The sequence below is a fragment of the Streptomyces sp. NPDC043878 genome (genome assembly GCF_056435735.1).
The window spans coordinates 170,424-197,188 of sequence record NZ_JBWKDW010000007.1 but is presented as its reverse complement, the minus strand read 5'-3'; the positions used below and the strand labels follow the sequence as shown (position 1 = coordinate 197,188).

At 73.6% G+C, this 26,765-nt stretch carries 22 protein-coding genes; 8 read left to right on the top strand and 14 right to left on the bottom strand.

The window, feature by feature from the left end; genetic code table 11:
- Nucleotides 1–232: 232 nt before the first annotated feature.
- The 3 genes from AC07AZ_RS12650 to AC07AZ_RS12640 are packed head-to-tail and all read right to left on the bottom strand — an operon-like array spanning nt 233 to nt 3,785.
- Nucleotides 233–1,426, bottom strand: a complete 1,194-nt coding sequence (locus AC07AZ_RS12650; protein WP_478846726.1) for an acyl-CoA dehydrogenase family protein — start codon at nt 1,424–1,426, stop codon at nt 233–235.
- An 8-nt stretch (nt 1,427–1,434) separates the two neighbouring features.
- On the bottom strand, nt 1,435–2,592 hold the full coding sequence (locus AC07AZ_RS12645) for an acyl-CoA dehydrogenase family protein (RefSeq protein ID WP_478846724.1): 1,158 nt from the start codon (nt 2,590–2,592) through the stop codon (nt 1,435–1,437).
- Nucleotides 2,592–3,785, bottom strand: coding sequence for an amidohydrolase family protein (locus AC07AZ_RS12640; protein ID WP_478846722.1), 1,194 nt, complete (start codon nt 3,783–3,785; stop codon nt 2,592–2,594). The genes AC07AZ_RS12645 and AC07AZ_RS12640 overlap by 1 nt, the downstream gene beginning before the upstream one ends.
- Before the next feature lie 168 nt (nt 3,786–3,953).
- Here AC07AZ_RS12640 and AC07AZ_RS12635 point away from each other — a divergent pair, with 168 nt between their 5' ends.
- Nucleotides 3,954–5,867 (top strand): class I adenylate-forming enzyme family protein, encoded by a 1,914-nt coding sequence (locus AC07AZ_RS12635; RefSeq protein WP_478846720.1) that lies wholly within the window; start codon nt 3,954–3,956, stop codon nt 5,865–5,867.
- On the opposite strand, the gene AC07AZ_RS12630 is transcribed toward AC07AZ_RS12635, so the two are convergent.
- On the bottom strand, nt 5,851–6,363 hold the full coding sequence (locus AC07AZ_RS12630; protein ID WP_478846718.1) for an EF-hand domain-containing protein: 513 nt from the start codon (nt 6,361–6,363) through the stop codon (nt 5,851–5,853). The two genes, AC07AZ_RS12635 and AC07AZ_RS12630, sit on opposite strands and share 17 nt — an antisense overlap.
- Before the next feature lie 169 nt (nt 6,364–6,532).
- Nucleotides 6,533–6,913 (bottom strand): STAS domain-containing protein, encoded by a 381-nt coding sequence (locus AC07AZ_RS12625; RefSeq protein WP_478846903.1) that lies wholly within the window; start codon nt 6,911–6,913, stop codon nt 6,533–6,535.
- A 320-nt stretch (nt 6,914–7,233) separates the two neighbouring features.
- Between AC07AZ_RS12625 and AC07AZ_RS12620 the strand changes: the two genes are divergently transcribed.
- Both AC07AZ_RS12620 and AC07AZ_RS12615 read left to right on the top strand, forming a co-directional pair.
- Nucleotides 7,234–7,815: a sigma-70 family RNA polymerase sigma factor gene (locus AC07AZ_RS12620; RefSeq protein ID WP_478846716.1), complete on the top strand. Its 582-nt coding sequence runs from the start codon at nt 7,234–7,236 to the stop codon at nt 7,813–7,815.
- Between the two features lie 677 nt (nt 7,816–8,492).
- Complete coding sequence (locus AC07AZ_RS12615) at nt 8,493–9,677, top strand: maleylpyruvate isomerase N-terminal domain-containing protein (protein WP_478846901.1); 1,185 nt, start codon at nt 8,493–8,495, stop codon at nt 9,675–9,677.
- Between the two features lie 43 nt (nt 9,678–9,720).
- Here the strand turns inward: AC07AZ_RS12615 and purU are convergent, their stop codons facing one another.
- Both purU and AC07AZ_RS12605 read right to left on the bottom strand, forming a co-directional pair.
- Nucleotides 9,721–10,602: a formyltetrahydrofolate deformylase gene (gene purU / locus AC07AZ_RS12610; protein WP_478846714.1), complete on the bottom strand. Its 882-nt coding sequence runs from the start codon at nt 10,600–10,602 to the stop codon at nt 9,721–9,723.
- A gap of 46 nt (nt 10,603–10,648) precedes the next feature.
- Nucleotides 10,649–11,149, bottom strand: coding sequence for an SCO4402 family protein (locus AC07AZ_RS12605; protein WP_478846712.1), 501 nt, complete (start codon nt 11,147–11,149; stop codon nt 10,649–10,651).
- A 117-nt stretch (nt 11,150–11,266) separates the two neighbouring features.
- On the opposite strand from AC07AZ_RS12605, the gene AC07AZ_RS12600 reads away from it, so the two are divergent.
- The gene (locus AC07AZ_RS12600) at nt 11,267–12,574 is read left to right on the top strand and encodes an ABC transporter substrate-binding protein (protein ID WP_478846710.1); all 1,308 of its coding nucleotides are present in this window, start codon (nt 11,267–11,269) and stop codon (nt 12,572–12,574) included.
- 45 nt (nt 12,575–12,619) lie between these two features.
- Here the strand turns inward: AC07AZ_RS12600 and AC07AZ_RS12595 are convergent, their stop codons facing one another.
- Complete coding sequence (locus AC07AZ_RS12595; protein WP_478846708.1) at nt 12,620–14,575, bottom strand: hypothetical protein; 1,956 nt, start codon at nt 14,573–14,575, stop codon at nt 12,620–12,622.
- Between the two features lie 198 nt (nt 14,576–14,773).
- Nucleotides 14,774–16,159 (bottom strand): transcriptional regulator, encoded by a 1,386-nt coding sequence (locus AC07AZ_RS12590; protein ID WP_478846706.1) that lies wholly within the window; start codon nt 16,157–16,159, stop codon nt 14,774–14,776.
- Between the two features lie 329 nt (nt 16,160–16,488).
- Between AC07AZ_RS12590 and AC07AZ_RS12585 the strand changes: the two genes are divergently transcribed.
- From AC07AZ_RS12585 to AC07AZ_RS12575, 3 genes are all read left to right on the top strand, one after another.
- Entirely contained in the window at nt 16,489–17,142 is a 654-nt protein-coding gene (locus tag AC07AZ_RS12585; protein WP_478846704.1) for a bifunctional DNA primase/polymerase, read from the top strand.
- Between the two features lie 134 nt (nt 17,143–17,276).
- Complete coding sequence (locus AC07AZ_RS12580; RefSeq protein ID WP_478846702.1) at nt 17,277–18,068, top strand: ABC transporter ATP-binding protein; 792 nt, start codon at nt 17,277–17,279, stop codon at nt 18,066–18,068.
- Complete coding sequence (locus tag AC07AZ_RS12575) at nt 18,065–19,654, top strand: transporter (protein WP_478846700.1); 1,590 nt, start codon at nt 18,065–18,067, stop codon at nt 19,652–19,654. Before AC07AZ_RS12580 ends, AC07AZ_RS12575 begins: the two co-directional genes overlap by 4 nt.
- A gap of 72 nt (nt 19,655–19,726) precedes the next feature.
- Here AC07AZ_RS12575 and AC07AZ_RS12570 read toward each other — a convergent pair whose 3' ends face one another.
- Entirely contained in the window at nt 19,727–20,680 is a 954-nt protein-coding gene (locus AC07AZ_RS12570) for an alpha/beta fold hydrolase (RefSeq protein ID WP_478846698.1), read from the bottom strand.
- A gap of 554 nt (nt 20,681–21,234) precedes the next feature.
- On the bottom strand, nt 21,235–21,927 hold the full coding sequence (locus AC07AZ_RS12565; protein WP_478846696.1) for an iron-dependent transcriptional repressor DtxR: 693 nt from the start codon (nt 21,925–21,927) through the stop codon (nt 21,235–21,237).
- Between the two features lie 268 nt (nt 21,928–22,195).
- Here AC07AZ_RS12565 and AC07AZ_RS12560 point away from each other — a divergent pair, with 268 nt between their 5' ends.
- The gene (locus tag AC07AZ_RS12560; protein WP_478846694.1) at nt 22,196–22,951 is read left to right on the top strand and encodes an SIS domain-containing protein; all 756 of its coding nucleotides are present in this window, start codon (nt 22,196–22,198) and stop codon (nt 22,949–22,951) included.
- Nucleotides 22,952–23,304: 353 nt separating this feature from the next.
- On the opposite strand, the gene AC07AZ_RS12555 is transcribed toward AC07AZ_RS12560, so the two are convergent.
- The 3 genes from AC07AZ_RS12555 to AC07AZ_RS12545 all read right to left on the bottom strand — a co-directional run bounded on the left by AC07AZ_RS12555 (nt 23,305) and on the right by AC07AZ_RS12545 (nt 26,753).
- Complete coding sequence (locus AC07AZ_RS12555; RefSeq protein ID WP_478846692.1) at nt 23,305–24,711, bottom strand: PAS domain-containing protein; 1,407 nt, start codon at nt 24,709–24,711, stop codon at nt 23,305–23,307.
- Nucleotides 24,712–24,852: 141 nt separating this feature from the next.
- Nucleotides 24,853–25,335: an N-acetyltransferase family protein gene (locus AC07AZ_RS12550; RefSeq protein WP_478846690.1), complete on the bottom strand. Its 483-nt coding sequence runs from the start codon at nt 25,333–25,335 to the stop codon at nt 24,853–24,855.
- 317 nt (nt 25,336–25,652) lie between these two features.
- Nucleotides 25,653–26,753: a citrate synthase 2 gene (locus tag AC07AZ_RS12545; RefSeq protein ID WP_478846688.1), complete on the bottom strand. Its 1,101-nt coding sequence runs from the start codon at nt 26,751–26,753 to the stop codon at nt 25,653–25,655.
- Between the last annotated feature and the right edge of the window lie 12 nt (nt 26,754–26,765).

Below are 26,765 nucleotides of genomic sequence, written 5' to 3'. Positions count from 1 at the left end.
GCGCGCACCGCCGGATCCGGAGGCGCCTGGGAGGCGACACCGGCATGGCTCGTGCTCGGAACCACTCGCATCTCACACAAGGTACCGGAGCACGGCTCCGACTCCAGGACGTGACGAGTCACGCCTAGGACACAACCCGATATCGACGCTCCGTCATTCCGGTCTGCCACAATCCGCGACAACCGTTCCGGCGGGGTCCGCGATCCGGCGGACCAGCCGCACCCCGCGTGCGTCACGTCAGCAGATCGGCCGCGAGCAGCTCCTCGCTCTCCGCGTTCCCGCCGCAGCGCCGCGCCCGCACCCAGGCCCGCTTCAGATGCAGATGCACCTCGGACTCCCAGGTGAACCCCATGCCGCCGTGCACCTGGAGGCAGTCGCGGGCGCCGCGCACGGCGGCCTCGTCGGCCAGTAGCCGGGCCGCCGCGATGTCGGCGGGTCCGGCGGTGACGGCGGCCGCGTAGACGGCGGCGCGGGCGACCTCCGTCCGTACGAGCATTCCGGCGCACAGGTGCTTGACCGCCTGGAAGGACCCGATCGGCCGCCCGAACTGTTCCCGGGTCCGGGCGTGTTGCACCGCGAGCTCACAGGTGCGGCCGGCCGTGCCGAGCTGCTCGGCGGCGGTGAGGAGCACGGCGACCGGATCGACACCGCGCGCGCCGGGCGCGCCGGGCGCAGGGGTCACGCCGGTCGCGTCGGTCGCAGGGGTCACGCCGGTCGGGGCGGCCGCAGGGATCGCAGGGGGCGCGCCGGTCGCAGGGGTCACGGCGTCCGCCCCGTCGCCCCCCGCGCCCTCCACCGGCACCGCGGTCGCCGAGGGCGGCCCGAACGCCGTCCCCGCGGACACGGCACCCGGCGCCGTGAGCATCCCGTACTCCGGCCCGGCAGACGCCACGGTCGCCGCCGAACCCCCCGGCGCCGGGGCCGCCCCGGGTACCCGGTGCACGGGGGTCGGCGGCGCCGCCGAGCCCCCCGCCCTCGGCACCACCCGGGGTACCCGGTGCACGGGGGTCAGCGGATCCAGGGACCGCAGGGCAACGGCGTCCCCGGCGTCCCCCGTCACGACGTCCGCCTCCGCCAGCCACTCCACGAGTCCGCCGAGGACCGTCGTCACGACCGTCTCCCCCGTGGCCGCGCCCGGCACCCCGCCCGCCGCGAGATGGGTGGCCACCAGGGGGCCGGGCAGCAGCACGCGGCCCGCCTCCTCGAAGGCCAACACCGTCTCCGTGAGGCCGAGTCCGACGCCGCCCTCGCGCTCGGGCAGCCGCAGCGCGAAGAACCCGGCCGCGCCGAGCTCCCGCCACAGAGCCCGGTCCAGGCGGGGTGTGTCGGCCGCGGCCCGCAGCGCCGCGGTGTCGAACCGGCGGGCCAGCAGCCCCCGTACGCCGTCCCGCAGTGCCCGCTGGTCCTCGGTGAGCCGGAACCTCATGGCCGCCGTCACCGCCCTTTCGGCAGGCCGAGGATGCGCTCGGCCACGATGTTCCGCTGGATCTGCGAGGTGCCGGCCGCGATGGTGTACGACAGCGCGGACAGCCGGTCGAGCACCCACGGCCGGTCGAGGTCGAGGGACTCGGGGCCGAGGACGTCGGCGGCGGCGTCGTAGAGCTCCTGACGGGCGTGCGAGTACCGCAGCTTGAAGACCGAGCCGCCCACCCCGGGCACGCCCGTCCCGCCGGCCTCCGCCTCGCTCACGTTCCACTGCGTCAGCCGCCACAGCGCCCGGAACTCGGCGTTGAGCCTGCCCAGCCGCCGCCGGAGCACCGGATCGTCCCAGCGGCCGTCGTGCCGTGCGGCGCGGGCGAGTTCGCCCAGCACCCGCCGGCAGGCCACCACCTCGCCGACGAACGCGGTGCCGCGCTCGAAGGACAGCGTGACCATCGTGACGCGCCAGCCGTCGTTCTCGTCCCCGACGCGGTTGGCGACCGGCACCCGTACGTCGTCGAGGAACACCTCGGCGAACTCCGCGGACCCGGCCAGGGTCCTGAGCGGCCGTACGGTGACGCCGGGCGCGTCCATCGGCATGGCCAGCCAGGTGATCCCGCGGTGTCTGGGGGCGTCCGGGTCGGTACGCACCAACAGCTCGCACCAGTCGGCGACTTCGGCGTGCGAGGTCCAGATCTTGGACCCGTTGACCACGTAGTGGTCACCGTCCCGGTGTGCGCGGGTGCGCAGGGACGCGAGGTCGCTGCCGGCGTCCGGTTCGCTGAAGCCCTGGCACCAGACCTCCTCGCCGCGCAGGACGGGCGGCAGCCAGCGCGCCCGCTGCGCCGGGGTGCCCTCGGCGGCGATGGTGGGGCCGGCGTGCAGCAGTCCGACGAAGTTGGCGCCCACGTAGGGCGCGCCCGCCTTCTCGGTTTCCTCCAGGAAGATCAGGTGCTGGGTCGGGGTCGCTCCGCGGCCGCCCGCGTCCACGGGCCAGTGCAGACCGGCGTACCCGGCGCCGTGCAGCATCCGCTGCCAGCCGAGGTCGTAGGTCCGGCGCGCGGGCCAGTCGTCGGGGGGCGGCTTCGGCGGGAGCGAGGGCAGCGCCTTGCCGAGCCACTCCCGCAGCCGGGCCCGGAACTCCTCCTCCTCGGGGGTGTCGGCGAGGTCCACTAGTCGTCCAGGTCGAGTTCCAGCATGCGGATCGCGTTGCCGCGCATCAGCTTGTGCACCGTCTCGTCGTCGAGGCCCTTCACATGGTCGAGGGCGACCTCCTTGGTGTGCGGGAAGGTCGAGTCGACGTGCGGGTAGTCGGTCTCGAAGGTGGCGTTGTCGCGCCCGACCACGTCCAGCGAGGCCACGCCGTGCTTGTCGCGGAAGAAGCAGCAGAACATCTGCCGGTAGTAGTAGGTGGAGGGCGGCTCGGGGATCGTGTCACGCACCCCGCCCCATGCCCGGTGCTCCTCCCACACGTCGTCGGCGCGCTCCAGGGCGTACGGGATCCAGCCCATCTGCCCCTCGGAGTAGGCGAGTTTGAGGCGCGGGAACTTCACCAGGACGCCGCTGAAGAGGAAGTCCATCATCGAGGCCATCGCGTTGTTGAAGGAGAGCGACGCCTGCACGGCGGGCGGTGCGTCCGGGGAGGCGGCCGGCATCTGCGAGGACGACCCGATGTGCATGTTCACCACGGTCCCGGTCTCCTGGCAGACCGCGAAGAAGGGGTCCCAGTAGCCGGAGTGGATGGAGGGCAGGCCGAGGTGGGTGGGGATCTCGGAGAAGGTCACCGCCCTCACCCCGCGCGCGGCGTTGCGCCGGATCTCCGCGACCGCGAGCTCCACGTCCCACAACGGGATCAGGCACAGCGGGATGAGCCGGCCGCCGCTGTCGCCGCACCACTCCTCGACCATCCAGTCGTTGTAGGCGCGCACACAGGCCAGCGCGACCTCCTTGTCGTGCGCCTCGGCGAAGGTCTGGCCGCAGAAGCGGGGGAAGGTCGGGAAACACAGGGACGCCTCGACGTGGTTGAGGTCCATGTCGGCCAGGCGTTCCTTCGGGTCCCAGCAGCCGCGCCGCATCTCGGCGCGGGTGATGCCCTCCAGGGTCATCTCGTCGCGGTCGAAGCCGACGGCGGCGATGTTGCGCTTGTACGGGAACTTGAGGTCCTCGTAGATCCACCAGTCCGTCGGCGGACCGTCCGGGTCCATGGTGATCTGGTACTTGCCCGCCACGTAGGCGAGTTCACCGATGCCGGCGGTGAGGGGCCGGGGTCCGCGCTCGCGGTACTTCGCCGGCAGCCAGGTCTCGAAGAGGTGCGCGGGCTCGATCACGTGGTCGTCGACGCTGATGATGCGGGGCAGTTCGGTCATGGGTCCTCCACCGGAGTCGCTTATCTGATGGCCCGTCAGATACCGCGCCACTGGGACGCTACTCCCGCACCCCTGGACCGACAAGGCGACGAGCCCTACGCTCTCGGCACGATCTGACGCGCCGTCAGATAAACAAGGCGAGCCGAGCCGCAGAAGAGGGTGCCTGTCATGACCGACACCGCGCACGCCCTGGATTCCTCCCGCACCCTCTGGGAGCTCGCCTCCCGCCGCGCCGGCCTCACCCCCGGCCGCCCCGTCTTCCTCCAGGACGAGCGCACCCTGACCTTCGGCGAGCTCCGCGACCGCGCCGAGCGGGTCGCGGCCGGGCTGTACGGCATGGGCGTACGCCCCGGCACGGTCGTCGCCTGGCAGCTGCCCACCCGCGTCGAAACGGTGCTGCTGTCCTTCGCGCTGGCCCGCCTGGGCGCGGTCCAGAGCCCGGTCATCCCCTTCCTGCGGGACCGTGAGGTCGGGTTCGCGCTGCGCGAGTCGAAGGCGGAGTACTTCGCGGTGCCGGGCACGTGGCGGGGCTTCGACCACACGGAGATGGCCCGTCGGCTCGGCGCGAAGGGCGTCTTCGAGGCGTACGACGCACTGCCCGACGGAGATCCGCGGGTCCTGCCCGACCCGCCGGGCGAGGGCACGTCCGTCCGCTGGATCTACTGGACCTCGGGCACGACCAGCGACCCCAAGGGCGTGCTGCACACGGACCGTTCACTCATCGCGGGCGGCTCCTGCCTCGGACACGCGCTGCGCCCCACGGCCGCCGACGTCGGCTCCATCGCCTTCCCGTACGCCCACATCGGCGGCCCCGACTACACGGTGATGCTGCTGCTGTACGGCTTCCCGGCGGTGCTGTTCGAGCAGTTCGCGCTGCCCGCCTCCCTGGACGGCTACCGCAGGCACGGAGTCACCGTGGCGGGCGGGTCGACGGCGTTCTACTCGATGTTCCTGGCCGAACAGCGCAGACGGCCGGAGACGAGGCTCATCCCGACCCTGCGGCTGCTCGCCGGGGGCGGGGCGCCCAAGCCGCCGGAGCTCCAGCACAGCGTCGAGCGGGAGATGGGGGTGCGGCTCACCCACGGGTACGGCATGACCGAGGTGCCGATGATCACCATGGGCGCGCCGGACGACACGGCGGAGAACCTGGCGACGACCGAGGGGCGCCCGCCGGACGGCATGGAGATCAGGATCGTGGACGGCGAGGTGCGGCTGCGCGGAGAGGCCGTCTGCCAGGGCTACCTGGACCCCGCGCAGACCGCGGCGGCCTTCGACGAGGACGGGTTCCTGCGCACCGGTGACCTCGGGCACCTCACCGGGAGCGGGCACCTGGTGCTGACCGGCCGGCTCAAGGACGTGATCATCCGCAAGGGCGAGAACATCTCCGCGAAGGAGATCGAGGACCTGCTGCACGGCCACCCCGCCGTCGGTGACGTGGCCGTCGTCGGGCTGCCGGACGCCGAGCGCGGGGAGCTGGTCTGCGCGGTGGTCGAACGGCCGCCCCAGGGAGCCGGGTTGACGGCGGCCGAGATGAGCTCGTACCTGCGCGCGGCGGGGCTCGCGGTGCACAAGCTGCCGGAGCGGCTGGAGGTGGTCGACGCCCTTCCGCGGGGCGACACCCTGCGGAAGGTGCTCAAGTACAAGCTGCGCGAACGCTATGCGGGGGGTGGGGCGGAGGGGGGACCGGGGGACGGGGCGGAGGCGGGGTCGGAGGCCGGGTCGGAGCCCGGTTCAGGGACCGGCGCGGGGGCGGGCTCGGAGACCGGCGCGGGGGCGGGCTCGGAGACCGGCGCGGGGGCGAGTTCGGGGACCGGCGCGGAGGCGAGTTCGGGGACCGGCGCGGAGGCGAGTTCGGGGACCGGCGCGGAGGCGGGTCCAGAGACCGGCACGGGGGCGGGCTCGGAGACCGGCACGGGGGCGGGTCCGGAGACCGGCACGGGGGCGGGTCCGGAGCTCGACACGGAGACCGGCACGGGGGCGAGTTCGGGGACCGGCAGCGGGGCGGGCTCGGAGACCGACACGGAGGCGGGCTCGGGGACCGGGACAGGGGCGGGCTCGGGGACCGTTATTCGGCGACCGTGAAGTAGCGGGCGAACGCCGACACGATCTCCGTCTCGCCGACCTTGCCGTCCGCGTCCGTGTCGAGGACGGCGGCCGCGGTCCGGGCCGTCTCCTCGCTCGCCCCGAGTGCCGTGAGCACCCGTACGGTGTCCGCCACGGTGGCCCGGCCGTCCCCGTCCGCGTCCGCGACGGCGAGCGCCGCGTGCAGGAAGGGGCGGGCGATCTCGGCGAACCGCTCCGGGTTGTCGCGCAGGCGCTTGACCGCGCCGTTCACGAACTCCTCCCGGGTGATCCGCTGGTCGCCGTCCCGGTCCGCGATTCCCGCCATGCCCTGCCAGAACGCCTCCGCGCCGATGTACAGCGCCTGACCCTTGTCGCACCGGGCCGCCGTACCGAACTCCGCGAGCAGCGCCTTGGCCGCCACGCTGAAGTCGGTGCGGTCGATGTAGCCGTTGCCGTCCTGGTCGAAGGTGGCGAACCGGGCGGCGATCCTGCGCTCGTACTCGCTGCTGGCCATCTCGTTCCTGCCGCCTTACCTCGCGTGGGGTGCGTCTGGCACGGAGCGTACGACGCCGGCGGCGGTCCCGGAGCCGGAAATCGACGCTTGTGCCAAGACCGGGGGAATTTCGGGACAACAGTGTGGCGGAGCGACCGCACGCGCCCCGTCCGTGCCACACGTACCCGCCCTACACCGGCAACGGCTCCGCCTCCTCCTTGAGGGCGTCGTCGACGTCGGCGTACACGTCGAAGAGGCGGCGGACGCCCAGCGCGCCCAGGACCCGGTTCACGTGCGAGCCGTCGACCGCCCCCTGAGCGGGCAGGATCAGCCGCAGCCGGCCCTGGCAGGAGCGCATCAGGCGGCGGACGGCGATCAGCACGCCCACCCCGCTGGAGTCGCAGAAGAACACCTCGGAAAGATCGATGACGACACTGTGGCGGCCCTCGGCCACCGCGTCGTGCACCGGCTGACGCAGCAGCGGCGACGTCACCAGATCCAGCTCGCCCGACACACGCAGCACGACCCAGTCGCCCTGCTCACCGTCCGTCACATTGAACGTCACCACCATGCCCTTCGTCGCCGGACGTAACGGAAGCAATCCCTACGCTTCCTTGCAGCGCGGCTGCCCAGCGGCCGTTCCCGGAAACACGGCAGACAAAACGGCCACCGAACGAAAGGGGCTTGTTCCCGTCGCCTTCGATCCTGTTCGATCGGGTCCGAGACCCGGGGGAAGGGCCGGCGCCGAGGCCGAGGCCTTCTATCACCACTGGTTCACCGGGGGGCGCACATTGCCACAAAGGGGCGTGCGTTCCCGGCCGTGCCGACTACATTCGAGGGGACGGTGGACGCAGGCTTGGCCGGGGACAACGGGCAGGGTGAGGGGGTCGCATGGCGAAGAGGGACGCACCGCCCCGCTGGGACCGCAGGATGCAGCAGCGCCTCGCACGCGGTGAGGCGGCCGCCCTGGGCGAGCTCTACGACCGTTTCGCCTCCCTGGTGCACGGTCTCGCCCACCGCGTGCTCGGCGACGAGCGCGCCGCCGACGTCATCACGCGTGACGTCTTCACCCACGTCTGGGAACACCCCGACGCCTACGACCCCCGGCAGGGGCCCCTGCGCTCCTGGGTCGCCACGCTGACCCACCGCCTCGCCGTGCAGCGGCTGCGCGCCACCGAGACCGCCGCGCTGGCCAGGGCCGGCCACGGCTCCACCGAGGAACTGGAGCGCAAGGTGCGTCACGCCTCGGTCGCCGCCCGCGCCGACTACATCGTCCAGTCCATGCCCGCGCCCCTGCGCGCGGCCCTGGAGCTGGCCTACTTCCAGCGCCGCGACTACCGCCAGACCGCCGCCGACCTCGGGGTCACCGAGGACGAGGCCCGCCGCCGGCTGCGCCTGGGCCTCCAGCTGCTGTCCACCGCGCACGACGCCGGAGCGGCGGGAACGCCGCCCGGATACGGAGGTGCGGCGTGAGCGACCTGAGCCCGTTCGCGGCGGACGACGAACGCGGGGGCCCCGGCCGCGGGGCTCACGACCGGGAGGGACCCGACAAACAGGGACCCGGCCGGGACACGGACGACGCCGACAACGGTGGCGGCGGCGAAGGCAGCGGCGACGCGGAGGACGAGAAGGACGACCCGTACGCGGACGCTTACGACGCCGTGCACGGGGGCGCGCACGAGGAACCCGGTAGATCACCGGACGGCGCGGACGGCCCCGGCGCCCCCTCCGGCCCCGGCTCCCCCTCCGGCCCCGGTGACCCCGTCGTCCCCTCCGGCCCCGATGACCCCGGCGTCCCCGGCAGTCCCGGCGGCGGTGGCGGGGAACCGGGCCGCTCGCCCCGTATCCCCCTGCCCCGCGCCTCGGTCGAGGACGGCGGACGGCCCCTGCCCGCGCTGAACGTGCCGGAGGACTCCCCGTCACCGGCCGACCGGACGGCGGCCGACCCGACGGCGCTCGATCCGACGACGGCCGACCCGGTGGTTGCCGACTCGGCGGTTGCCGACTCAGCGGTGGCCGGCTCACCGGCGGCCGACCCTACGGCGGCCGACCCTACGGCGGCCGACCCTACGGCGGCCGACCCGACGGCGGCCGACCCGACGGCGGCCGACCCGGCCGTGGCCAACTCGTTGGCGGCCGACCCGGCGCTCGTGACCCCGGGCCGGACCGGGGACCCCCTGTCGGCGTCCGTCCCGTCCGTCCCGTCCGCCGCGTCCGCCCCGCTCGCCCTGGAGCACCACGTCCTGAAGGCGCTTCTCGGGGCGTGGGCGCTGGCCGCGTGCGCGCCGGAGGAGACGGAGGCCGTCGAGGAACACCTCGGCGACTGCGGCACCTGCGCGGACGAGGCGCTGCGGCTGCGCGAGGCGGTCGGCCTGCTCCATCCGCCCGAGAGCCTCGACCTGGACCCCGCCCTGCGCACCCGCGTCCTGGAGGGCTGCCTCGACCGGCGGCCGCCGCGCATCCCGGTGCCCGACTGGGCCGGCCCCTACGACGCCGAGACCGCGCGCCTGGACGCGCTGCTCCAGGACATCGGGGACGCCGAGTGGCACGCCCCCGTACGGCTGCGCTGGTTCGAGGCGGACTCGGCGACCAGCCGTCGTACGACCGTCGCCGGTGTCATCGCGCACCTGCTGACGGTCGACGGCCTGGTCGCCGTCGCGCTGGGCCTCGACGACCCGCTCGGGGAAGTGAGGTCGGACGCGCCGGGCCCGGCCGCCCGCACCGAGGCGTACTGGCGGGCCTCCCACTTCCCGCCCACCCGCGCGGTCCGGACACCATGGCGGGAACAGAGCCACGACATCGTGCGCACGGTGTCCTTCACCGGCGGACGCGCCGGTCGGCTGCCGGTGGCCTACGGCGGGTTCGAACTGCCGCTGCACGACGCGATGCTGGACCGCGCCTTCGAGTGCTGGGTGCACGCCGAGGACATCGCCGAGGCGGTCGACTACCCGTACGAGCCGCCCTCCGCACGCCACCTGCACCGCATGATCGACCTGGCCGCCCGGATGCTGCCCCTGGTGCTGGCCGCACGCCGGCAGGGCGGCCTCGCCCTGCCGGGACCGGGCCGGCACCTCGTCCCGGCGGGCGAACCCGGCCGCAGCCTGCGGCTGGAGATCGAGGGCCTGGGCGGCGGCGAGTGGCTGATCCCGCTGGACTCCCCGGCCGCGGTGGGCTCCGCGGACCGCGAGGTGGCCCATGTGGCGCTCGACGGCGTCGAGTTCTGCCGCCTGGCCGCCGGCCACGTGTCCCCGCAGGAGGCCGCCGCCGGCCAGCTCGGAGACCGGAAGGCGATCAGGGACGTCCTGTTCGCGGCGGCCTCGATGAGCCGGATGTAGGGGCCGCCGTTTCAGCCGGGGCCGTCGTTTCGGCCGGGGCCGCCTACGCGAAGACGACCGTGCGGCGCCCGTTGAGAAGGATGCGGCGCTCCGCGTGCCACTTCACGGCCCGCGCCAGCGCCTGGCACTCGACGTCCCGGCCGATCGCGACCAGCTGGTCCGGCGTGACGCCGTGGCTCACACGCTCGACCTCCTGCTCGATGATCGGGCCCTCGTCGAGGTCGGCGGTCACGTAGTGCGCGGTCGCGCCGATCAGCTTCACGCCCCGGGTGTGCGCCTGGTGGTAGGGCTTGGCGCCCTTGAAGCTCGGCAGGAACGAGTGGTGGATGTTGATGATCCGCCCGCTGAGCTGCTTGCACAGGTCGTCGGATAGCACCTGCATGTAGCGGGCCAGCACGACCAGCTCCACGTCCTGCTCCCGCACGAGTTCCAGGAGCCGCGCCTCCGCGTCCGCCTTGGTGTCCCTGGTCACCGGGATGTGGTGGAAGGGGATGTCGTACGACCCCACGAGCTCGGCGAAGTCGGTGTGGTTGGACACCACGGCCGCGATCTCCACCGGCAGCGCCCCGATACTGGCGCGGAACAACAGGTCATTGAGGCAGTGCCCGAATTTGCTGACCATCAGCACGACCCGCATCCGGTCCTCGACCCGGCTGATCCGCCAGTCCATGTGGAAGGCGTCACCGATCGCCGTGAAGCTGGCCCGCAGCTTGTCCACCGTCACCGGCGCGTCCCCCGAGAAGTGGACGCGCATGAAGAAGAGTCCCGTGTCGTGGTCGCCGAACTGCTGGCTGTCCTCGATGTTGCAGCCGGTCATGAAGAGGTAGCTCGACACGGCGTGCACGATGCCCTGCTTGTCCGGGCAGGAGAGGGTCAGGACGTACTGGTCGGCGGGGGCCGCGACTGGGCCGGACTGCTCGTTCATGCAGCCCAGGGTCCCATATCCGCCCGCACGGGCGGACGGTCGTCCGCTACGCGGACCGCGTCATGATCCGCAGCACCTCCAGCGTGCGCGGCGGGGTGTCCGGGTCCTCCCCGTCGGCCGCCGCCATCCGCACGTGCGCGTCCCGCGCCGCCCGCACCGCCTCCGGCCACGCCTGGTGGTCGACGTACGCGGAGACCTGGGCGTCGGGCCCGACCTGGTGCATGATCCGCAGCACCCGCAGGACGGCGGTGTCGACGAGCGCCGCCTCCTGCGAGTCCCGGAATATCGTGCCGACGTACTTCTCGGCGGACCAGTTGTCCAGCCAGGTGTCCTCGACGAGGCGGTACACGGCGTCGGTGACGTCGCCGTACCCCTCCACGCCGGCCAGCCAGACGTCCTGCTGGAACGCCGGGTCGGAGAGCATGTGCAGCGCGGAACGCACATTGCTGCGCCAGCGCCACCAGGGCATGTCGTTCTGTGGCATGCCGCCCATGGTGGGGGAGCGACGGCCGCGACGGGAAGAGTTCTCCGAACCTTGCACGGTCATCGATCGTACGTTCCTCCGCGCGGGCGGCTCACCGACCCCCGCAATTCACCCCGGTGTCACCGCGCACTAACCGACGGTCATCCCCAGGTTGGTGATGTGGCGGAAGCGTGTGTGCCCATGACCGGCAGGCGACGCTTCCGCAGCACCTTCCTCCCCACGATCACCCGGCCCGTCAGAACCACCGCCCTGCGCGCGGGGGCGCTGGTGGCGTGTGTGTCACTCGCGGCCGGCTGCGGGGTCGTCCCCGGTGTCACGGGGGGCTCCGGGGACGACCCGATCACCGTCATGACCTGGGCCCCGAGCGACACCGCCGCGACCAACAAACCCGGCATGCCCGCCTTCGCGCAGGCCTACGCCCGCTGGATCAACGGCAAGGGCGGCATCAACGGCCGCAAGCTGAAGGTCCTGACCTGCAACGACCACAACGACAGCGTGACCGCCGCGAAGTGCGCGCGCCGCGCGGTGGACGAGAACGTCGTCGCCGTCGTCGGCTCCTACAGCCAGTACAGCGACTCCTTCCTCCCTCCCCTGGAGGGCGCCGGCATCCCGTACATCGGCGGATACGGCGTCACCAACGGGGAGTTCACCAGCCCACTGTCCTACCCGGTCAACGGCGGCCAGCCGACCCTCCTGGCCGGCCTCGGCCGGGAACTCGCCGGGAGCTGCGGCCCCGTGGCCCTCGTACGCCCCGACAGCATCGCGGGCGACGAGCTGCCCGGTCTGCTCGACTCCGGACTGGCCACGGGCGGACACCCGGACTCCCGCGACCAGTTGGCGCAGGAGGACGCCACCGAGTACTCGGGGCAGTCGGACCGCGTCCTGCGGGCCATCACCACCGACCCGGCGAAGAGGGGCTGCGTGGTGCCGGCGCTGGGCGACCGCACCGGCACCTTCATGGACTCCTTCCGCCGCGCCCGCGAGGACTTCCCCGCGGTGCGCACGGCGATGACCCTCGGCAGCGTCGACCAGACGGTGATCAACGGGTCCGGCGGGCGGTCGGGGCCCTACGAGGGGGCGTACATCACCGGCTGGTACCCGGTGGTGACCGACAAGCGCTGGGACGGCATGAAGGAAGTGATCAGCAAGCAGGCGTTCGACGACAACCGCATCGACCCGGCGGACGCCGGCGTGCAGACCACGTGGATCGCCTACACCGTCTTCCAGCAGGTGATCGAGTCGCTCGGCGGCGGCGACGTGACGGCCGACGCCGTCACCCACGCCCTCGACGAGGGACTGAAGGTCACCACCGGCGGGCTCACGCCCACCCTGCGCTGGACCTTCCAGAGCCGGCTCGCCACCGTCGGCTTCCCGCGCCTGGTCAACGCGGACGTCACCCTCCAGGTCGTACGACAGGGCCGGCTCGTGGCGGCCGGCAAGGGCTTCACCGACGTGACGAGAACCCTGGCGAACGCCCAGCTGGACTAGTGCCGCGGCAGGGCCGGGCTCGCGGACGCGGCCCGGCCCGCCGGGTCACAGCTGGGTCGGCGTGCGCTGGGTCAGGCCGTACGACTTCGCGATCGCGTTCCACAGCTGGGACGCCCTGGCCTTCTGGGTGCTGGCCGTGCCGCTCGCCTGGTTGCCGGCCACGGTCTGGCCGGTGGTGCGGGCCTGGCCCTTCTTGCAGCCCTTGCGGCCGGCGGTCTGGTCGGCCCAGGCCGCGTAGTGCTCGTCGGCCGACGCGGACGCCTGCCACGCCTTGGTGAGAGCGGTGGTCAGCTCGGCGTGGCCGGGGAGCTTGTCGACCTTGAGCCCGGACAGACGGGTGACGAGTTCACCGCGCTGCGCGGCCGCGCCCCGCAGGTCCTTGGCCGCTTGGCCCAGGTTGTCGCAGTTCTTCACGTCGGCCACCGCGCTGATCACCGAGGCCCGGCTCGCCCCGCTGTCGGCGAGCAGCTTGTCCAGGGCCGTGGCCTGCCGCTCGGCCGGATCGGCCGACGGCGAGGCGGACCCCCGCGTCGTGGGCGCCGTCGCGGACACGGCCTGGTCCTTGTCGTCGCTCCCGTTGTCGCCCCCGCCGCCGGAGAGCAGCGCTCCCGCGCCGATACCGAGCACGGCGATACCGATACCGACGGCGGCGATCAACGGCAGACGCGAGCCGCTCCGGCCGCCCCGGCCCCCCCGGCCGGCGTCGTCACCTTCGTCGTAGCCGCGGTGGCCGGCGCCCTGGCCGGGCGGGGTGTGGGCGGGCTGCGGGGAGTGGGCGGCGGGCGCGGGGCGCTGGGGCCCGGGCTGCGCGAAGCGCGGCAGCTGCTGGGTGGCTCCGGCCGGGCCGTCACCGCCCGGCCCGCTGCGGAAGAGGTTGTCGAACTCGGCGGGCGGCTGCCGGTCCTGCTCCCCGCCGTACGGCGGCGCGGCGTTCTGCCCGGGCACGGGCGGGATGAACTGGGTGGCCTGCGCGTCGGGGTGGGCGGCCGGCGGCAGCGGGCCCGCGCCCGGACCCGCCTGCCGGGCACGGCCCAGGTAGTGCGTCGACTCGGCGGCGGACTCCGCGGGTATCTCCGGCGGCAGCGCCCCGGGACCCACCGGCGGGATGTACTGGGTGGCCCCCTCGTCCGCGGGGACGGGCGGCAGGTACTGGGTGGCGCCCTCCGTCCCGGGGGCGGGGCCCGCCTGGACCGGCGGGAGGAACTGGGTGGCGCCCTCCGTCCCGGGGGCGGGGCCCGCCTGGACCGGCGGGAGGAACTGGGTGGCACCCTCCTCGGCGTAGCCACCCGCCGCGGGCGGCCCGTAGCCGCCGGCGGGTCCGTACGACGGAGGGGTGCGCGTCTCCTCCGCGGGCAGCGGCTGGGACGGTATGCCGCCGCCGGACGCCTCGGGGGCGCCCCACGGCGCCTGCTGCGCGGGCGGGCTGTCCCAGCCGCCCCGCCCCGGCTGCGGCGCCGGGGCCTGCTCCTGTCCGGGGCCCCAGGACGTGCCCCACGCCTGGCCGCCGTTCGGCGACACGGCCGGGGGCCGCTGCCCGCCCTGCGGCGCGGCGCCCTGATCGCCGTACGGACCGGTCTGCTGCCCGGCGTACGGACCACCCTGGTGCCCGCCCTGGTGCCCGCCCTGCGGCCCGCTCCGCCGCGCGGCCCCGCGGTCGCCGTAAGGATCGCCGCCCTGCTGAGCGGCCTCGTGACCCGCGTACGGGTCACCGTGAGCGCCCTGGCCGCCGTACTGACCGTCCTGGGCGCCGTACCGGCCGCTCTGGGCGCCGTACTGACCGTTCTGGCCGCCGTCGCCGTTCGGGCCGCCGTCGCCGGCCTGGCCGGCCTGGCCGGCCTGGCCGTCGCCGTCTCGTTGGCCCGCCCGGCGGCCGCCGTACGCGCCGCCCGGGTAACCGCCTGTCATGCCCGGCAGCAGGGGTTCCCCGCCGTCGGAGGGCAGCACGATGCCTTCGCGCGCGGGGCGCGCCGAGGGCTCCTCGCCCTGTCCACTCTGCGTCACCGGGACTCCTACTGATGGGGGACCTTCGGAATCGTCGGCTCACGCTACCGGGTCCCCGGAGCCCGGTGCCACGCAGCTCAGGACGGGACCTCCTTCCCTGTGACGGCGGTAACAGAACCGGTCCGCGGACCGCTGTACATGTCCCCCCGTGCGCGTCAACCCGCCGTTCCCCGCACGTTCATGTGTCCGCGGCCTCCCTCACGCCGCCGCCTGCAGCTCCAGGCGCGCCCCGAACTCCCTGACCACCGGCTCCTCCCGGTACGGCTCCAGTCGCGTCTGGAGGTCCTCCAGGTACTCCGCGCCCCGGTTGGAGCGGAGCGATTCCAGCAACTCGACCGCCTTCATACCGGTGTTGCAGGCCTGTTCCACCTCACGCTGCTGCACCTGCGCGGTGGCGAGGAGCACGTATCCGATGGCTCGCCGGCGCGCCCGGGTCTCGGGATGCCCGTCCAGGGACTCCTGCGCGCACCGCGCCGCCGCGTCGGCCTGCCCCAGGTCACGGTGACAGTGCGCCAACTCGTCGGCGAGGTAGGCCTCGTCGAAGTGCGTGATCCACGGCGCGTCGTCCCCGGAGGCGGCGTCCGCCGACTCCAGCGCGCCGATCGCCCGCCCGGACGCCGCCTGGGCGGCCCGCGCGTCGCCCAGCAGGGCGTGCCCACGCGCCTCCGCCGCGTGGAACATCGCCTCGGCGCGCGGGGTCACCCGCCCACGCGCCCCCTCCTGCGCCGCCCGCGCCAACTGGGCGATCTCACGCGGGTTCCCGAGCTGCGCGGCGAGGTGGCTCATGGACGCGGCGAGCACATAGCCGCCGTAGCCGCGGTCACCCGCCGCCTGCGCGAGACGCAGCGCCTGGATGTAGTAGCGCTGGGCGAGGCCCGGTTGGCCGGTGTCCACGGCCATGTAGCCCGCCAGTTCGGTCAGTCGGGCCACCGCCGCGAACAGGTCGCGCCCCACGGCTTCCCGGTAGGAGCCGGCCAGCAGCCCGGACACGACGCTGTTGAGGTAGTGCACGACGACCGGGCGCACGTGCCCGCTGCCGTACTGGTGGTCCAGGTCGGTGAGCGCCTGGGTCATCGCGCGTACGGCCGCCACGTCGGACTGCCCCACCCGCGGTCCCGCCGCCCGCGCGACCTGCGAGTCGGGCGAGGAGATCAGCCAGTCACGGCTCGGCTCGACCAGCGCGGACGCGGCGACGGAGGAACCGGACAGGAAGTCGCGGCGCCCGACATCGCTGCGCCACAGCTCACAGACCTGCTCGATGGCCCCCAGCACGGTCGGCGAGAACTGCAGACCGACGCCGGAGGCGAGGTTCTTGCCGTTGGCCATGCCGATCTCGTCGATCGTGACCGTCCGGCCCAGCTTGCGGCCGAGCGCCTCGGCGATGATCGCCGGGGCGCGCCCGCGCGGCTGCTGTCCCCGCAGCCAGCGGGCCACGGACGTCTTGTCGTAGCGCAGGTCGAGGCCGTGCTCGGCACCGCACATGTTGACCCGGCGGGCCAGCCCCGCGTTCGAGCAGCCGGCCTCCTGGATGAGCGCCTGCAGTCGTTCGTTCGGCTGCCGCGCGACGAGCGGCCTTGCGGCCATTGGCGTACCCCCTGTGGCTGCGGTGCCTGCCCACGCACCGAGTTGACATGTCTTTCGCGACCGCGAGCGTCACGCTGCACCGGTTCGTGCACCGCAAAGATCCGGCCGTGAAGATCAATGCCCCGCGGACATACCGAAAATGCGAGGCATGCGAGGATTGCCGGGGTAAAGACAAAAGCCCGACCCCCCACCTGGGTACCCAGCTCCCGTCGCGGATCCTCCCGCGCGCCCCCACCCGTGCATCCATGCGCCCCAGGCGCCGAATCGATGCTCCTCCCCCGCGCGCGCTACCCCCGTAACTCCAGGTGGACGCGGGAGTTGAGTGGAGCGTGGACGAGACGATCGCGGGCACCGAAGCCGCTCAGATTCCGAAGCAGCGCGGGGAATCGCTGCTGGAGACAGCCGTACGCTACGCCGAGGAACGCCACTGGGACGTCGTCCCCGGGACCTGGCTGGAAGCCGTGGACGGGGTGCAGTACTGCTCGTGTGGCGACGCCGCGTGCGCCGCCCCCGGCGCACATCCGGCGCGCGAGGACTGGGCGACGCAGGCGACGGGCAGCGCGACCGTGGCGCGCCGGATGTGGTCCACGCACCCCACCGCGTCGATCCTGCTGCCGACGGGCCGCACGTTCGACGCGATCTCCGTCACCGAGACGGCCGGATTCCTCGCCCTGGCCAGGATGGAGCGGATGGAGCTGACGCTCGGTCCGGTGACGCTGACGCCGGACCGCCGGATGCACTTCCTCGTCCTGCCGGGTGCCTCGGCGAAGATGCCGGAGCTGGTGCGCAGGCTCGGCTGGTCCCCCTCCCTGCTCGACCTGGTCGCGCTGGGCGAGGGTTCCTACGTCGCCGGGCCGCCGACGCGCTTCGGGTCACGGGGGGCCGTCCAGTGGGCGTGCCGGCCGACCCCCGCCAACCGGTGGCTGCCCGACGCGGAGGAGTTGGTCTCGCCGCTCGCCTACGCGTGCGGCCGGGACCGGTAGTCGTCCGCCGTCGCGCCTGCCGGGTGCGGACCGGTCGCGGACAGGTGGCGACTGCGGGGGCGCGGGCACGTCGTGGCCTGTCGCGCGGTTCCCCCCGCCCCCTTTGGCCGGGTGTTCCGCCGTAGGGTTCTCGCATGACCGAGGGACGAGTGGCGGACGCGGCGGCCGTGCGGGTTCGGGGGCTGTGGAAACGGTTCGGGCAGCAGGTCGCCGTGGCCGGGATCGATCTGGAGCTGCCCGCCGGGAAGTTCATCGGGCTGGTGGGTCCCAACGGTGCCGGGAAGACCACCACCCTGTCGATGGTGACCGGGCTGCTGCGGCCCGACCAGGGGAGCGTCGAGGTCGTCGGGCACGACGTCTGGCGCGACCCGGTCGCGGTCAAGGCGCGGATCGGGGTGCTGCCGGAGGGACTGCGGCTCTTCGAGCGGCTGTCGGGACGCGAACTGCTCGGCTACTCCGGCCGGTTGCGCGGCCTGCCCGGTGCCGAGGTCGACAGGCGCGCCACCCAGCTCCTCGACGTCCTCGACCTGGCCGGAGCCCAGCACAAGCTGGTCGTCGACTACTCCACGGGCATGCGCAAGAAGATCGGTCTCGCGGCCGCGCTCCTCCACAATCCCGAGGTCCTCTTCCTCGACGAGCCGTTCGAGGGCGTCGACCCGGTGTCCGCGCAGACCATCCGGGGGGTGCTGGAGCGGTACACGTCCTCCGGCGCCACCGTCGTCTTCTCCTCCCACGTGATGGAGCTCGTCGAGTCGCTGTGCGACTGGGTGGCCGTCATGGCGGCGGGCCGCATCCGCGCCCACGGCACCCTCGCCGAGGTGCGCGGAGAGGCGCCCTCCCTCCAGCAGGCGTTCCTGGAACTCGTCGGGGCGAACGGCCGCGCCACCGGCTCCGACCTCGACTGGCTGGGCGGCGGGGCGCGATGAGCTCCGACGTCACCCCCGTCGTCGTACGGCTGAAGCTGTCGCTGCTGCGCAACGGGCTCAGGCGGTCCGGGGGGCGGCGGGCCGCGTACATCGCGTCGGCCGCCGTCACCCTGCTGTTCGCCGCGCTGCAACTGCTCGGTCTGATCGCGTTGCGCGGACACGCGCACGCGGAGTCCGTGGTGGTACTGCTGGTCGCGGTGCTGGCGCTGGGCTGGGCGGTGATGCCGCTGTTCTTCCCCAGCGGCGACGAGACCCTCGACCCCACCCGTCTGGTGATGCTGCCGCTGCGGCCCCGGCCGCTGGTGCGAGCCCTGCTGGTGGCCTCGCTGGTCGGCATCGGGCCGCTGTTCACGCTGTGCCTGCTGGCGGGTTCCGTGGTGGCACTCGCGCACGGCGGTGCCGCCTGGGTCGTCGGCGTCGTCGGTGTGGTGCTCGCGCTGCTGGTGTGCGTGGCCCTCGCGCGGGCCGTGGCCGCCGCCAACGTACGGCTGCTGACCAGCCGCAAGGGCCGGGATCTCGCGGTGCTGAGCGGACTGGTCGTGGCCATCGGGGCGCAGCTGGTCAACTTCGGGGCGCAGCGGCTGGGCACCTCCGGCCTCGCGCAGCTCGACCCGGCGGCCGAGGTGCTGCGCTGGGTGCCGCCCGCGTCGGCGATCGGCGCCGTGCGCGCGGCGAGCGAGGGGTCCTACGGCGTCGCGGTCGCGCAGCTCGCGCTGAACGCGGCGGCGCTGGCGGCGCTCCTCGCGGTGTGGTCGCGGCATCTGACCCGGTTGATGACCGCACCCGACGGGTCCACCCTCCAGGCCGCCGACTCCCCGGCGCGGGAGCGGACCCCGGGCGGTCTCGCCCGGCTGCTGCCCGCCGGGCGCACCGGCACCGTCATGGAACGCAGCCTGCGCTACGTCTGGCGCGACCCCAGGACCAAGGCGGCCTGGGTGACGTCCCTGGCCATCGGCCTCATCGTGCCGGTGGTCAACGCGGCGCAGGGCACCGGCTCGGTCTACTTCGCCTGCTTCGCCGCCGGGCTGCTCGGCATCCAGATGTACAACCAGTTCGGGCAGGACACCTCCGCCTTCTGGATGGTCGCGCTGACCATCTCCTCCGCCCGCGACGCGTACGTCGAGCTGCGCGGCCGGGCACTGGCACTGCTCCTGGTGACCCTCCCCTACGCCACGCTGGTCACCGTGGTGACGACGGCACTGCTCGACGACTGGCGGCAGCTGCCGGAGGCGCTCGGCGTGTCCTTCGCGCTGCTCGGCGCGATGCTGGCGACCGGCGCGTGGACCTCGGCCCGCTTCCCCTACTCGATCCCGCAGGAGGGCTACAAGAACGTCGCTCCCGGGCAGGCCGGGCTGGCCTGGGTCTCGATCCTCGGCGGCATGATCGCGTCCGCCCTGCTGTGCGCCCCCGTCATCGCGGCGGCGATCTGGCTGAACGTGAGCGAGGGCGCCGGCACCTGGAGCTGGCTGCTGCTGCCGGCGGGTGCCGGCTACGGCGCGGCGATCACGCTGCTGGGTCTGCGGCTGGCCGCGCCGCGCACGGCACGCCGGCTGCCGGAGATCCTGACGGCCGTCAGCAAGGGCTGACCGCGCCCCCGCGGCGGCCCCAGCCGCCGGGTCCGTCCTTCCCGCGCCGCCCTGTCGCCCGGCCCGGCGGGTTCACGGCGCGGTGAGCACACCGTCGAGGAACGGCTCGATGGCCGCCCGCCACGCCTCGGGCTGGTCGTAGTGGATGAGGTGGCCGGCGTCCGCGACCTCGGCGTACTCCCCGCGGGGCAGGACGCGGACCATCTCCTGGGCCTCGGCCCGGCCCAGTTCCCCGTCGAGGCCGCGCACGACCAGCGTGGGGCAGCGCACCTGGGCGAGCTCCTCCCAGTGCGCGTCGTACACCCAGGTCTCGCGGGACTCCAGCATCTGCCGCGGCTCGAAGACCGGACGCCAGCCGTCCGGGGACTCCTGCATCACCTCGGCGTAGAACGCGCCGCGCGACGGGTTCGGGCGCTCCACCCACGGGTCGTCCTCGCCGAACCACTTGCGTACGTCGGCGAGCGTCGCGAAGGGCATCGGCCAGGCCCTGAACCAGTCCTCCCACTCACGCTGCGAGGCGGCGCCAAGCGCGGAGGCCCGCATGTCGCAGATGACCACACCGCGGACCAGGTCGGGGCGTCTGGCGGCGAGCTGCCAGGCGGTCAGGGCGCCCATGGCGTGGCCGATCAGGACGGCGGGGCCGAGACCGAGCTGCTCGACGGCGGCCTCGGCGTCGTCGACGTACGCCTCACGCGTGTAGGACGAGTGCGGGGGTTTGTCGCTCTGGCCGTGTCCGCGCTGGTCGAGGGCGACGGCGCGGTGCCGCTCGGAGAGCCAGCGGGCGGTGGAGGCCCAGTGGGAGGCGCGGCCCATCAGGCCGTGCAGTAACAGCACGCCCGGGGTGTGCGCGGGCTCGCCTGCCAGGGTGCGAGGGGGCGGTGCGGCCCCGCCGGCCGGCGGCGACCCGTCCGGCGGCGCGCCCTGGCTCGGTACGAGGCGCGCCGGATCGGCCTTGGGAGGGTCGCCGAACTCCCAGGCCGCGAGACGTACGCCGCCCGCCCCGGTCACGTCGATGCGTCGCGCCATGGTCCTGGCACCCCCCTAGCTTCGCGTACCGCTGTCCTGCCGGTGTTCCGTGCACATCCTTGTAGCGCACGTCCCGCGTGACCCGTCACCCCGCAGGCTATCGAATGGGTATTCGAAAATGCTCTTTCTGCGAGCAACACCCCTCGTTCGAGTGACCCCTCTCAAGGAATGATCGCCGCCACCGAGGGGAGATCTTCAGCGGGAGGCGGACCACTCGGGGAAAGCGGTCCGAGGGGAATGACCCTGAGAGCTCGGGGCTCCGGGTCAGCACAGGGGAGGACAGGCCCCGGCGCCACACGGCGCCGGGGCCCTCTGTTCGTCTGCGGCGCATCCTCCCGCCCCTCTCCCCGGTCCGGCGACCACACCGCCGGGCCACGGCCCAGAGCCCCTCCAGTCATATGCCTCACGCGACAGCCTCGCACGCGAAGCCTTCGAGCGCTGCGCTTCGGACCCGCCAATCCCAGATTCGATGGCACCGGCGCCACGCCACAACTACCCCGCCCACAACGCCAGTTGACCACCCGTGAGGGCACCTCCGGCCACTCCCGCCGAGCTCAGCGCTTGGCCACGAAGACGTGCGAGGCGATGTCCGACACCAGCTCGGCGGCCTCGCCACCGCTGCCCACCAGGACCCCGCCCGCCGACTCCGTCACACTGACCACCGAACCGGGCTGCACACCCGCCCGGCGCAGCGTGTACATCAGCTGCGCGTCCGTCTGGATGGGCTCGCCGATACGGCGCACGACCACCGTCTTCCCGTCGACACCCGGGTCGAGGTCGGCCAGCGACACCATGCCCTCGTCCAGGAACGGGTCCGCGCCGTCCTTCTCGCCCAGCTCCTCCAGACCCGGGATGGGATTGCCGTACGGCGACTCGGTCGGGTGCCTCAGCAGCTCCAGCACGCGCCGCTCCACCGCCTCGCTCATCACGTGCTCCCAGCGACACGCCTCGGCGTGCACCTGCTCCCACTCCAGGCCGATCACGTCGACCAGCAGACACTCCGCGAGCCGGTGCTTGCGCATCACACGGGTCGCCAGCCGCCGGCCCTCGTCCGTGAGCTCCAGGTGGCGGTCGCTCGCGACGGACACCAGGCCGTCCCGCTCCATCCGCGCCACCGTCTGGCTGACCGTCGGTCCGCTCTGGTCGAGCCGCTCGGCGATCCGGGCGCGCATGGGGACCACACCTTCCTCCTCCAGCTCGAGGATGGTGCGGAGATACATCTCCGTGGTGTCGATCAGTCCGGACATACGTGCCCCTCGATTAGCTCTGCCGGAAGCGCGACGGCTCCGCGGCGCGTGCGCTGGCCCTGGACCCAATTCTGACGCATAGCACTGACAACCGTGCCGCGCCGGGGAAACCGGGCGCTCACGCGGGCGTTCACGTCCCGGTCCACCCATCCGGACGACCCGGCGACCAGCGCTCCCCCGCCGCCGTATTGACACCACGCTGGTCCGGACCGCACGGTGATCCACCGTGATTCGCGGCACAGACCCCCGACGCTCGGAAGGGCCCCGTATGAGCGACCGCACGCTGGCCGGCCAGTTCTTCGACGCGGCGATCGGCCTGCTGCAGCGGGTCCGCGACGAGGAGGCCGACAGCATCGACGCCGCCGGCGTCCTGCTCGCCGACACCGTCGCCGCCGGTGGCCGCCTCTTCGCCTTCGGCGCCGGCCACTCCTCGCTCGCCGCGCAGGACGTGGTCTACCGGGCCGGCGGACTGGCCCTGATGAACCTGCTCGTCGTCCCCGGCGTCGTCGGCGTCGACGTCATGCCGGCCACGCTCGGCTCGGCACTGGAGCGGGTCGACGGCCTCGCGAGCGCCGTCCTGGAGTCCTCACCGCTGCGCGCGGGCGACGCCCTCGTGATCATCTCCCTCTCCGGCCGCAACGCGCTCCCCGTGGAGATGGCCGTCAGCGCCCGCGCGCTGGGCGTGAAGGTGATCGGCGTGACCTCGGTGGCGTACGCGACGCAGACCCGCTCACGGCACGTCTCCGGCACCTACCTCAGGGACCACTGCGACATCGTCCTCGACTCGAAGATCGCGATCGGCGACGCGGAACTCACGGTCGACACCGTCCCGGCCCCCTTCGCCCCCGCCTCCACCGTCGTCACCTCGGCCCTCCTCCAGGCGGTCATGGCCACGGCGGCCGGCTCCCTCGCCGACCGCGGTATCGACCCCCCGCTGCTGCGCTCCGGCAACGTGGACGGCGGCCACGAGTGGAACAGCCGCGTCATGGAGGAGTACGGCGACCGGATCTTCTACCGGCACTGACCGGGGCGGGAGGGGCCGGGGGGTGCCTGTCCCGGACGCGGGAGGGGTCGGGGTGCGTGGCCCCGGGGCGGGAGGGAGCCGTAGGGGGTTGCCCGACCGGGCCGCTCGCGAGCCGGAGGGTGCCGACCAGAGCGCTCGGGAAGCCGGAGAGGGTGCCCGACCGGGGCGGGTGCCCGACCGGAGAGGGTGCCCGACCGGAGAGGGTGCCCGACCGGAGAGGGTGCCCGACCGGGGCGGGAGGGGCCGGGGGTGCCTCGCCCCGGGGCGCTCACGAGCCGGAGGGTGCCGACCGGGGCGCTCGGGAAGCCGGAGAGGGTGCCCGACCGGCACCGATCGGTTCCGGGAGGACGCCCCTACCGCTCCTCCGCCACGCCCGACAGATCCAGCGCCGCCGCGATGCGCGCCGCCACGTCCTCCGCGTAGGTCGCGTCGGCGCGCTCGAACTGGGGCCGGCCCCCGCCGCGCAGGAACGTCACCACGCCCAGCGTCCGCCCCCGGCTGCGCAGCACCGCGCACAGGGCGTGCACCGCGTCGCCGGGCCACTGCCGACTGAGCGCCCACTCGCGCGACTGGTCGGCCGGCACCGACCCCCTGCTCGCCCGCACGGACCCCGCCCGCTCCACGCACTGCAGCGCCGGATGCCCCTGCCCGTACCGCACGGGCAGCCCGGCCTGTCCGGTGAGCAGGCTCGGACCCGGCGCCCCGGAGGGCGTGGCCGCGACCCGCACCAGCCGGACCGGCGCGGCCGTCTCCGCCTCGGAGAGCGCGCCGCCCGCCACCCGGTCGATCAGGGCGTGGTCGGCGAAACCGGCGAGGGCGAAGTCCAGGTGGACCGTGGCCGCCTCACGCGGGTCCTCGCACTCGGCGGCCGCCCGCGCGGCCCGGTGCAGCTGGTTGGTCCTGAACCGCAGCAGCGCGGCCTCCTGCTCGCCCTGCTTGTGCTCGGTCACGTCCTGGAAGAGCCAGCCCACACCGAGCGGTACGGGCTCCTCGGCGAGCGGCGAGGCCAGCCGCAGGAAGCCGCTGCGCCAGCAGCGCCGCTGCTCGCCCTCCGGGGTGCGCACCCCCACCCACAGCTCGGCGGGCGCGGGCGGCGCGCCCTCCGCGAGGACGTGCGTGAGCGCGCCCTCCAGTTCCTCCACGCCCTGGGCGAGCAGTTCCCCGAGCGGCCGCCCGAGCACCGCGGTGCGCCCGGTGCCGAGGGCGCGGGCCGCGTACGCGTTGACGACGGCGGGCCGCAGGTCGACGTCGACCAGCACGACCCCCCAGCTCGCGTCCTCCAGGAGCGCCTCGCTCAGCGCGATGGACCGCTCCAGGTCGATCTGGGCGTGCACCTCGCTGAAGGCGCAGTAGACGCCGGCCGGTTTCCCGTCGGGTCCGTGCACGGTGGCGGACTGGGTGCGCACCAGGACGCGTCCCCCGTCCTTGGTCAGCAGGGCGAACTCGTGCACCTGCCGTCCGGGCGCGTGCATGGCGGACATCAGCCGCCCCTGGACCTCCTCGGCGTCCGCGGGGCGGACGGCCCACCCGGCGAACCCCTGCCGTCCGACGGCCTCGGCCGCGGTCCAGCCGAGGATGCGTTCGGCCTCCCGGTTCCAGTGGGTGACCACACCGTCGGCGTCGAAGGCGCACAGGGCCGCGTCCATGCCGTCGAGCAGGGCGGCAAGAAGATCCGAACCACCGGGTCCCTCAGGACCTTCGCGTCCGGGTTCGTCCGGACCGAGCTCGTCGGTGGTCCCACTACGCCGGGAAGCACTCACCTGGACCCCCTGCCAAGCTGCGTCCGCACGTACGGCGCGTCGGTTCGCTCACTTGCAATCATCTAACTGGAACGTGACGCAGCACACATCGAGTTCCCGCAAGATTGAGGGAATCGTTGTGTGCCGTGAACGCGAAGCCTGTCACGAGCGGGCTCCGCCCCAGGTCACGGCCGCCACCTGTCCCGCATCCAGGCGCATGTCGAGCCACTCGGCGGTCTCACCGTCCAGCACATACCGGTCGGTCTCCACGAATCCGCGTGCCCGCCCGAACCGCAGCCCGTCCTCGTTGGCTGCCAGCACGCAGGTCTCGATCACCCGGGCGCCCAGCTCGCGCGCGTGGGCGAGTCCCCGGTCGTAGAGCGCCGTCCCGAAGCCCCGCCGCCGGAACCCGGGCAGCACGCGCGCGATGACGGTGGCCACCGCGTCCTCGCCGACCGGCGGCCGGACGGTCGAGCAGCCCACCAGCACGTCCCCGAGGTAGGCGTTGTCCAGCCGGTTGCGCCCACCGCGCTCGCGCACCTCCTCGAACTCCAGGGCGGCAGGCGGCACGACGGCGTTGTGCACCTGCCGCCACTCCTCAAGCATGACGTCGCCGACGACCGGCTCTATTCGAAGATCAGACACCGCAGCAGAAAACCCCACCGCGGACCGGCGGTCAACATCTCCGGAAAACCGGTTGATCGGTGCTCGATCGGTTCTTAGGGTGGCTCCAACGCTGAAAGGAGGTGATCGGGTACATGAGTGAAACCCGGACGCGTGAGGTGGCTGCGGGCTAGCGGTCCGTCATCCATCCACTGCGGTGCCGGACCAGCGTGCGCGCGTCGTACGCAGCCGGCCTAATCCAACGCAGTCACCCGACCCGCGAGCTCGCCGGTGAGTCCGGCCGGCGCCCCCGCCCCAGGCGGAGGACCCGAGCTCGCGGGTCGCCTGCTTTCCCCGGATCAGTGGGAGATGTCCGCGTATCCCTCGATCTCCCGCGGGCCGCGTGACCCGGGCCCCACGTAGCGGGCGGACGGGCGGACCAGGCGGCCCGTGCGCTTCTGCTCCAGGATGTGGGCCGACCAGCCGGCCGTGCGCGCGCAGCTGAACATCGACGTGAACATGTGCGCCGGCACCTCGGCGAAGTCCAGCATGATCGCGGCCCAGAACTCCACGTTGGTCGCCAGGACCCGGTCCGGGCGGCGGTTGTGGAGTTCCTCCAGTGCGGCCTTCTCCAGCGCCTCGGCGATCTCGAAGCGGGGCGCGCCCAGTTCGCGGGCCGTGCGGCGCAGGACCCGGGCGCGCGGGTCCTCGGCGCGGTAGACGCGGTGGCCGAAGCCCATGAGGCGCTCGCCGCGGTCCAGGGCCTGCCGGACGTACGCCTCGGCGTCCCCCGTCCGTTCGATCTCCTCGATCATGCCGAGGACGCGGGAGGGGGCGCCGCCGTGCAGCGGCCCGGACATGGCGCCGACGGCGCCGGACAGGGCGGCCGCGACGTCCGCGCCGGTGGAGGCGATCACCCGGGCGGTGAAGGTGGAGGCGTTCATGCCGTGCTCGGCGGCGGACGTCCAGTAGGCGTCGACGGCGGCCACGTGCTTGGGGTCGGGCTCGCCGCGCCAGCGGATCATGAAGCGTTCGACGACGGACTGCGCCTTGTCGATCTCTCGCTGGGGCACCATCGGCAGGCCCTGGCCGCGGGCGGACTGGGCGACGTAGGACAGGGCCATGACGGCGGCGCGGGCCAGGTCGTCGCGGGCCTGTCCGGCGTCGATGTCGAGGAGGGGTTTGAGGCCCCACACGGGCGCGAGCATGGCGAGTGCCGACTGGACGTCCACCCGGATGTCACCGGAGTGCACGGGGATGGGGAACGGTTCGGCGGGCGGCAGGCCGGGGTTGAAGGCGCCGTCGACGAGCAGCCCCCAGACGTTGCCGAAGGAGACGTGGCCGACCAGGTCCTCGATGTCGACGCCCCGGTATCGCAGGGCGCCGCCTTCCTTGTCCGGTTCGGCGATCTCCGTTTCGAACGCGACGACTCCTTCGAGTCCGGGTACGAAGTCGGACATCGGGCGGCTCCT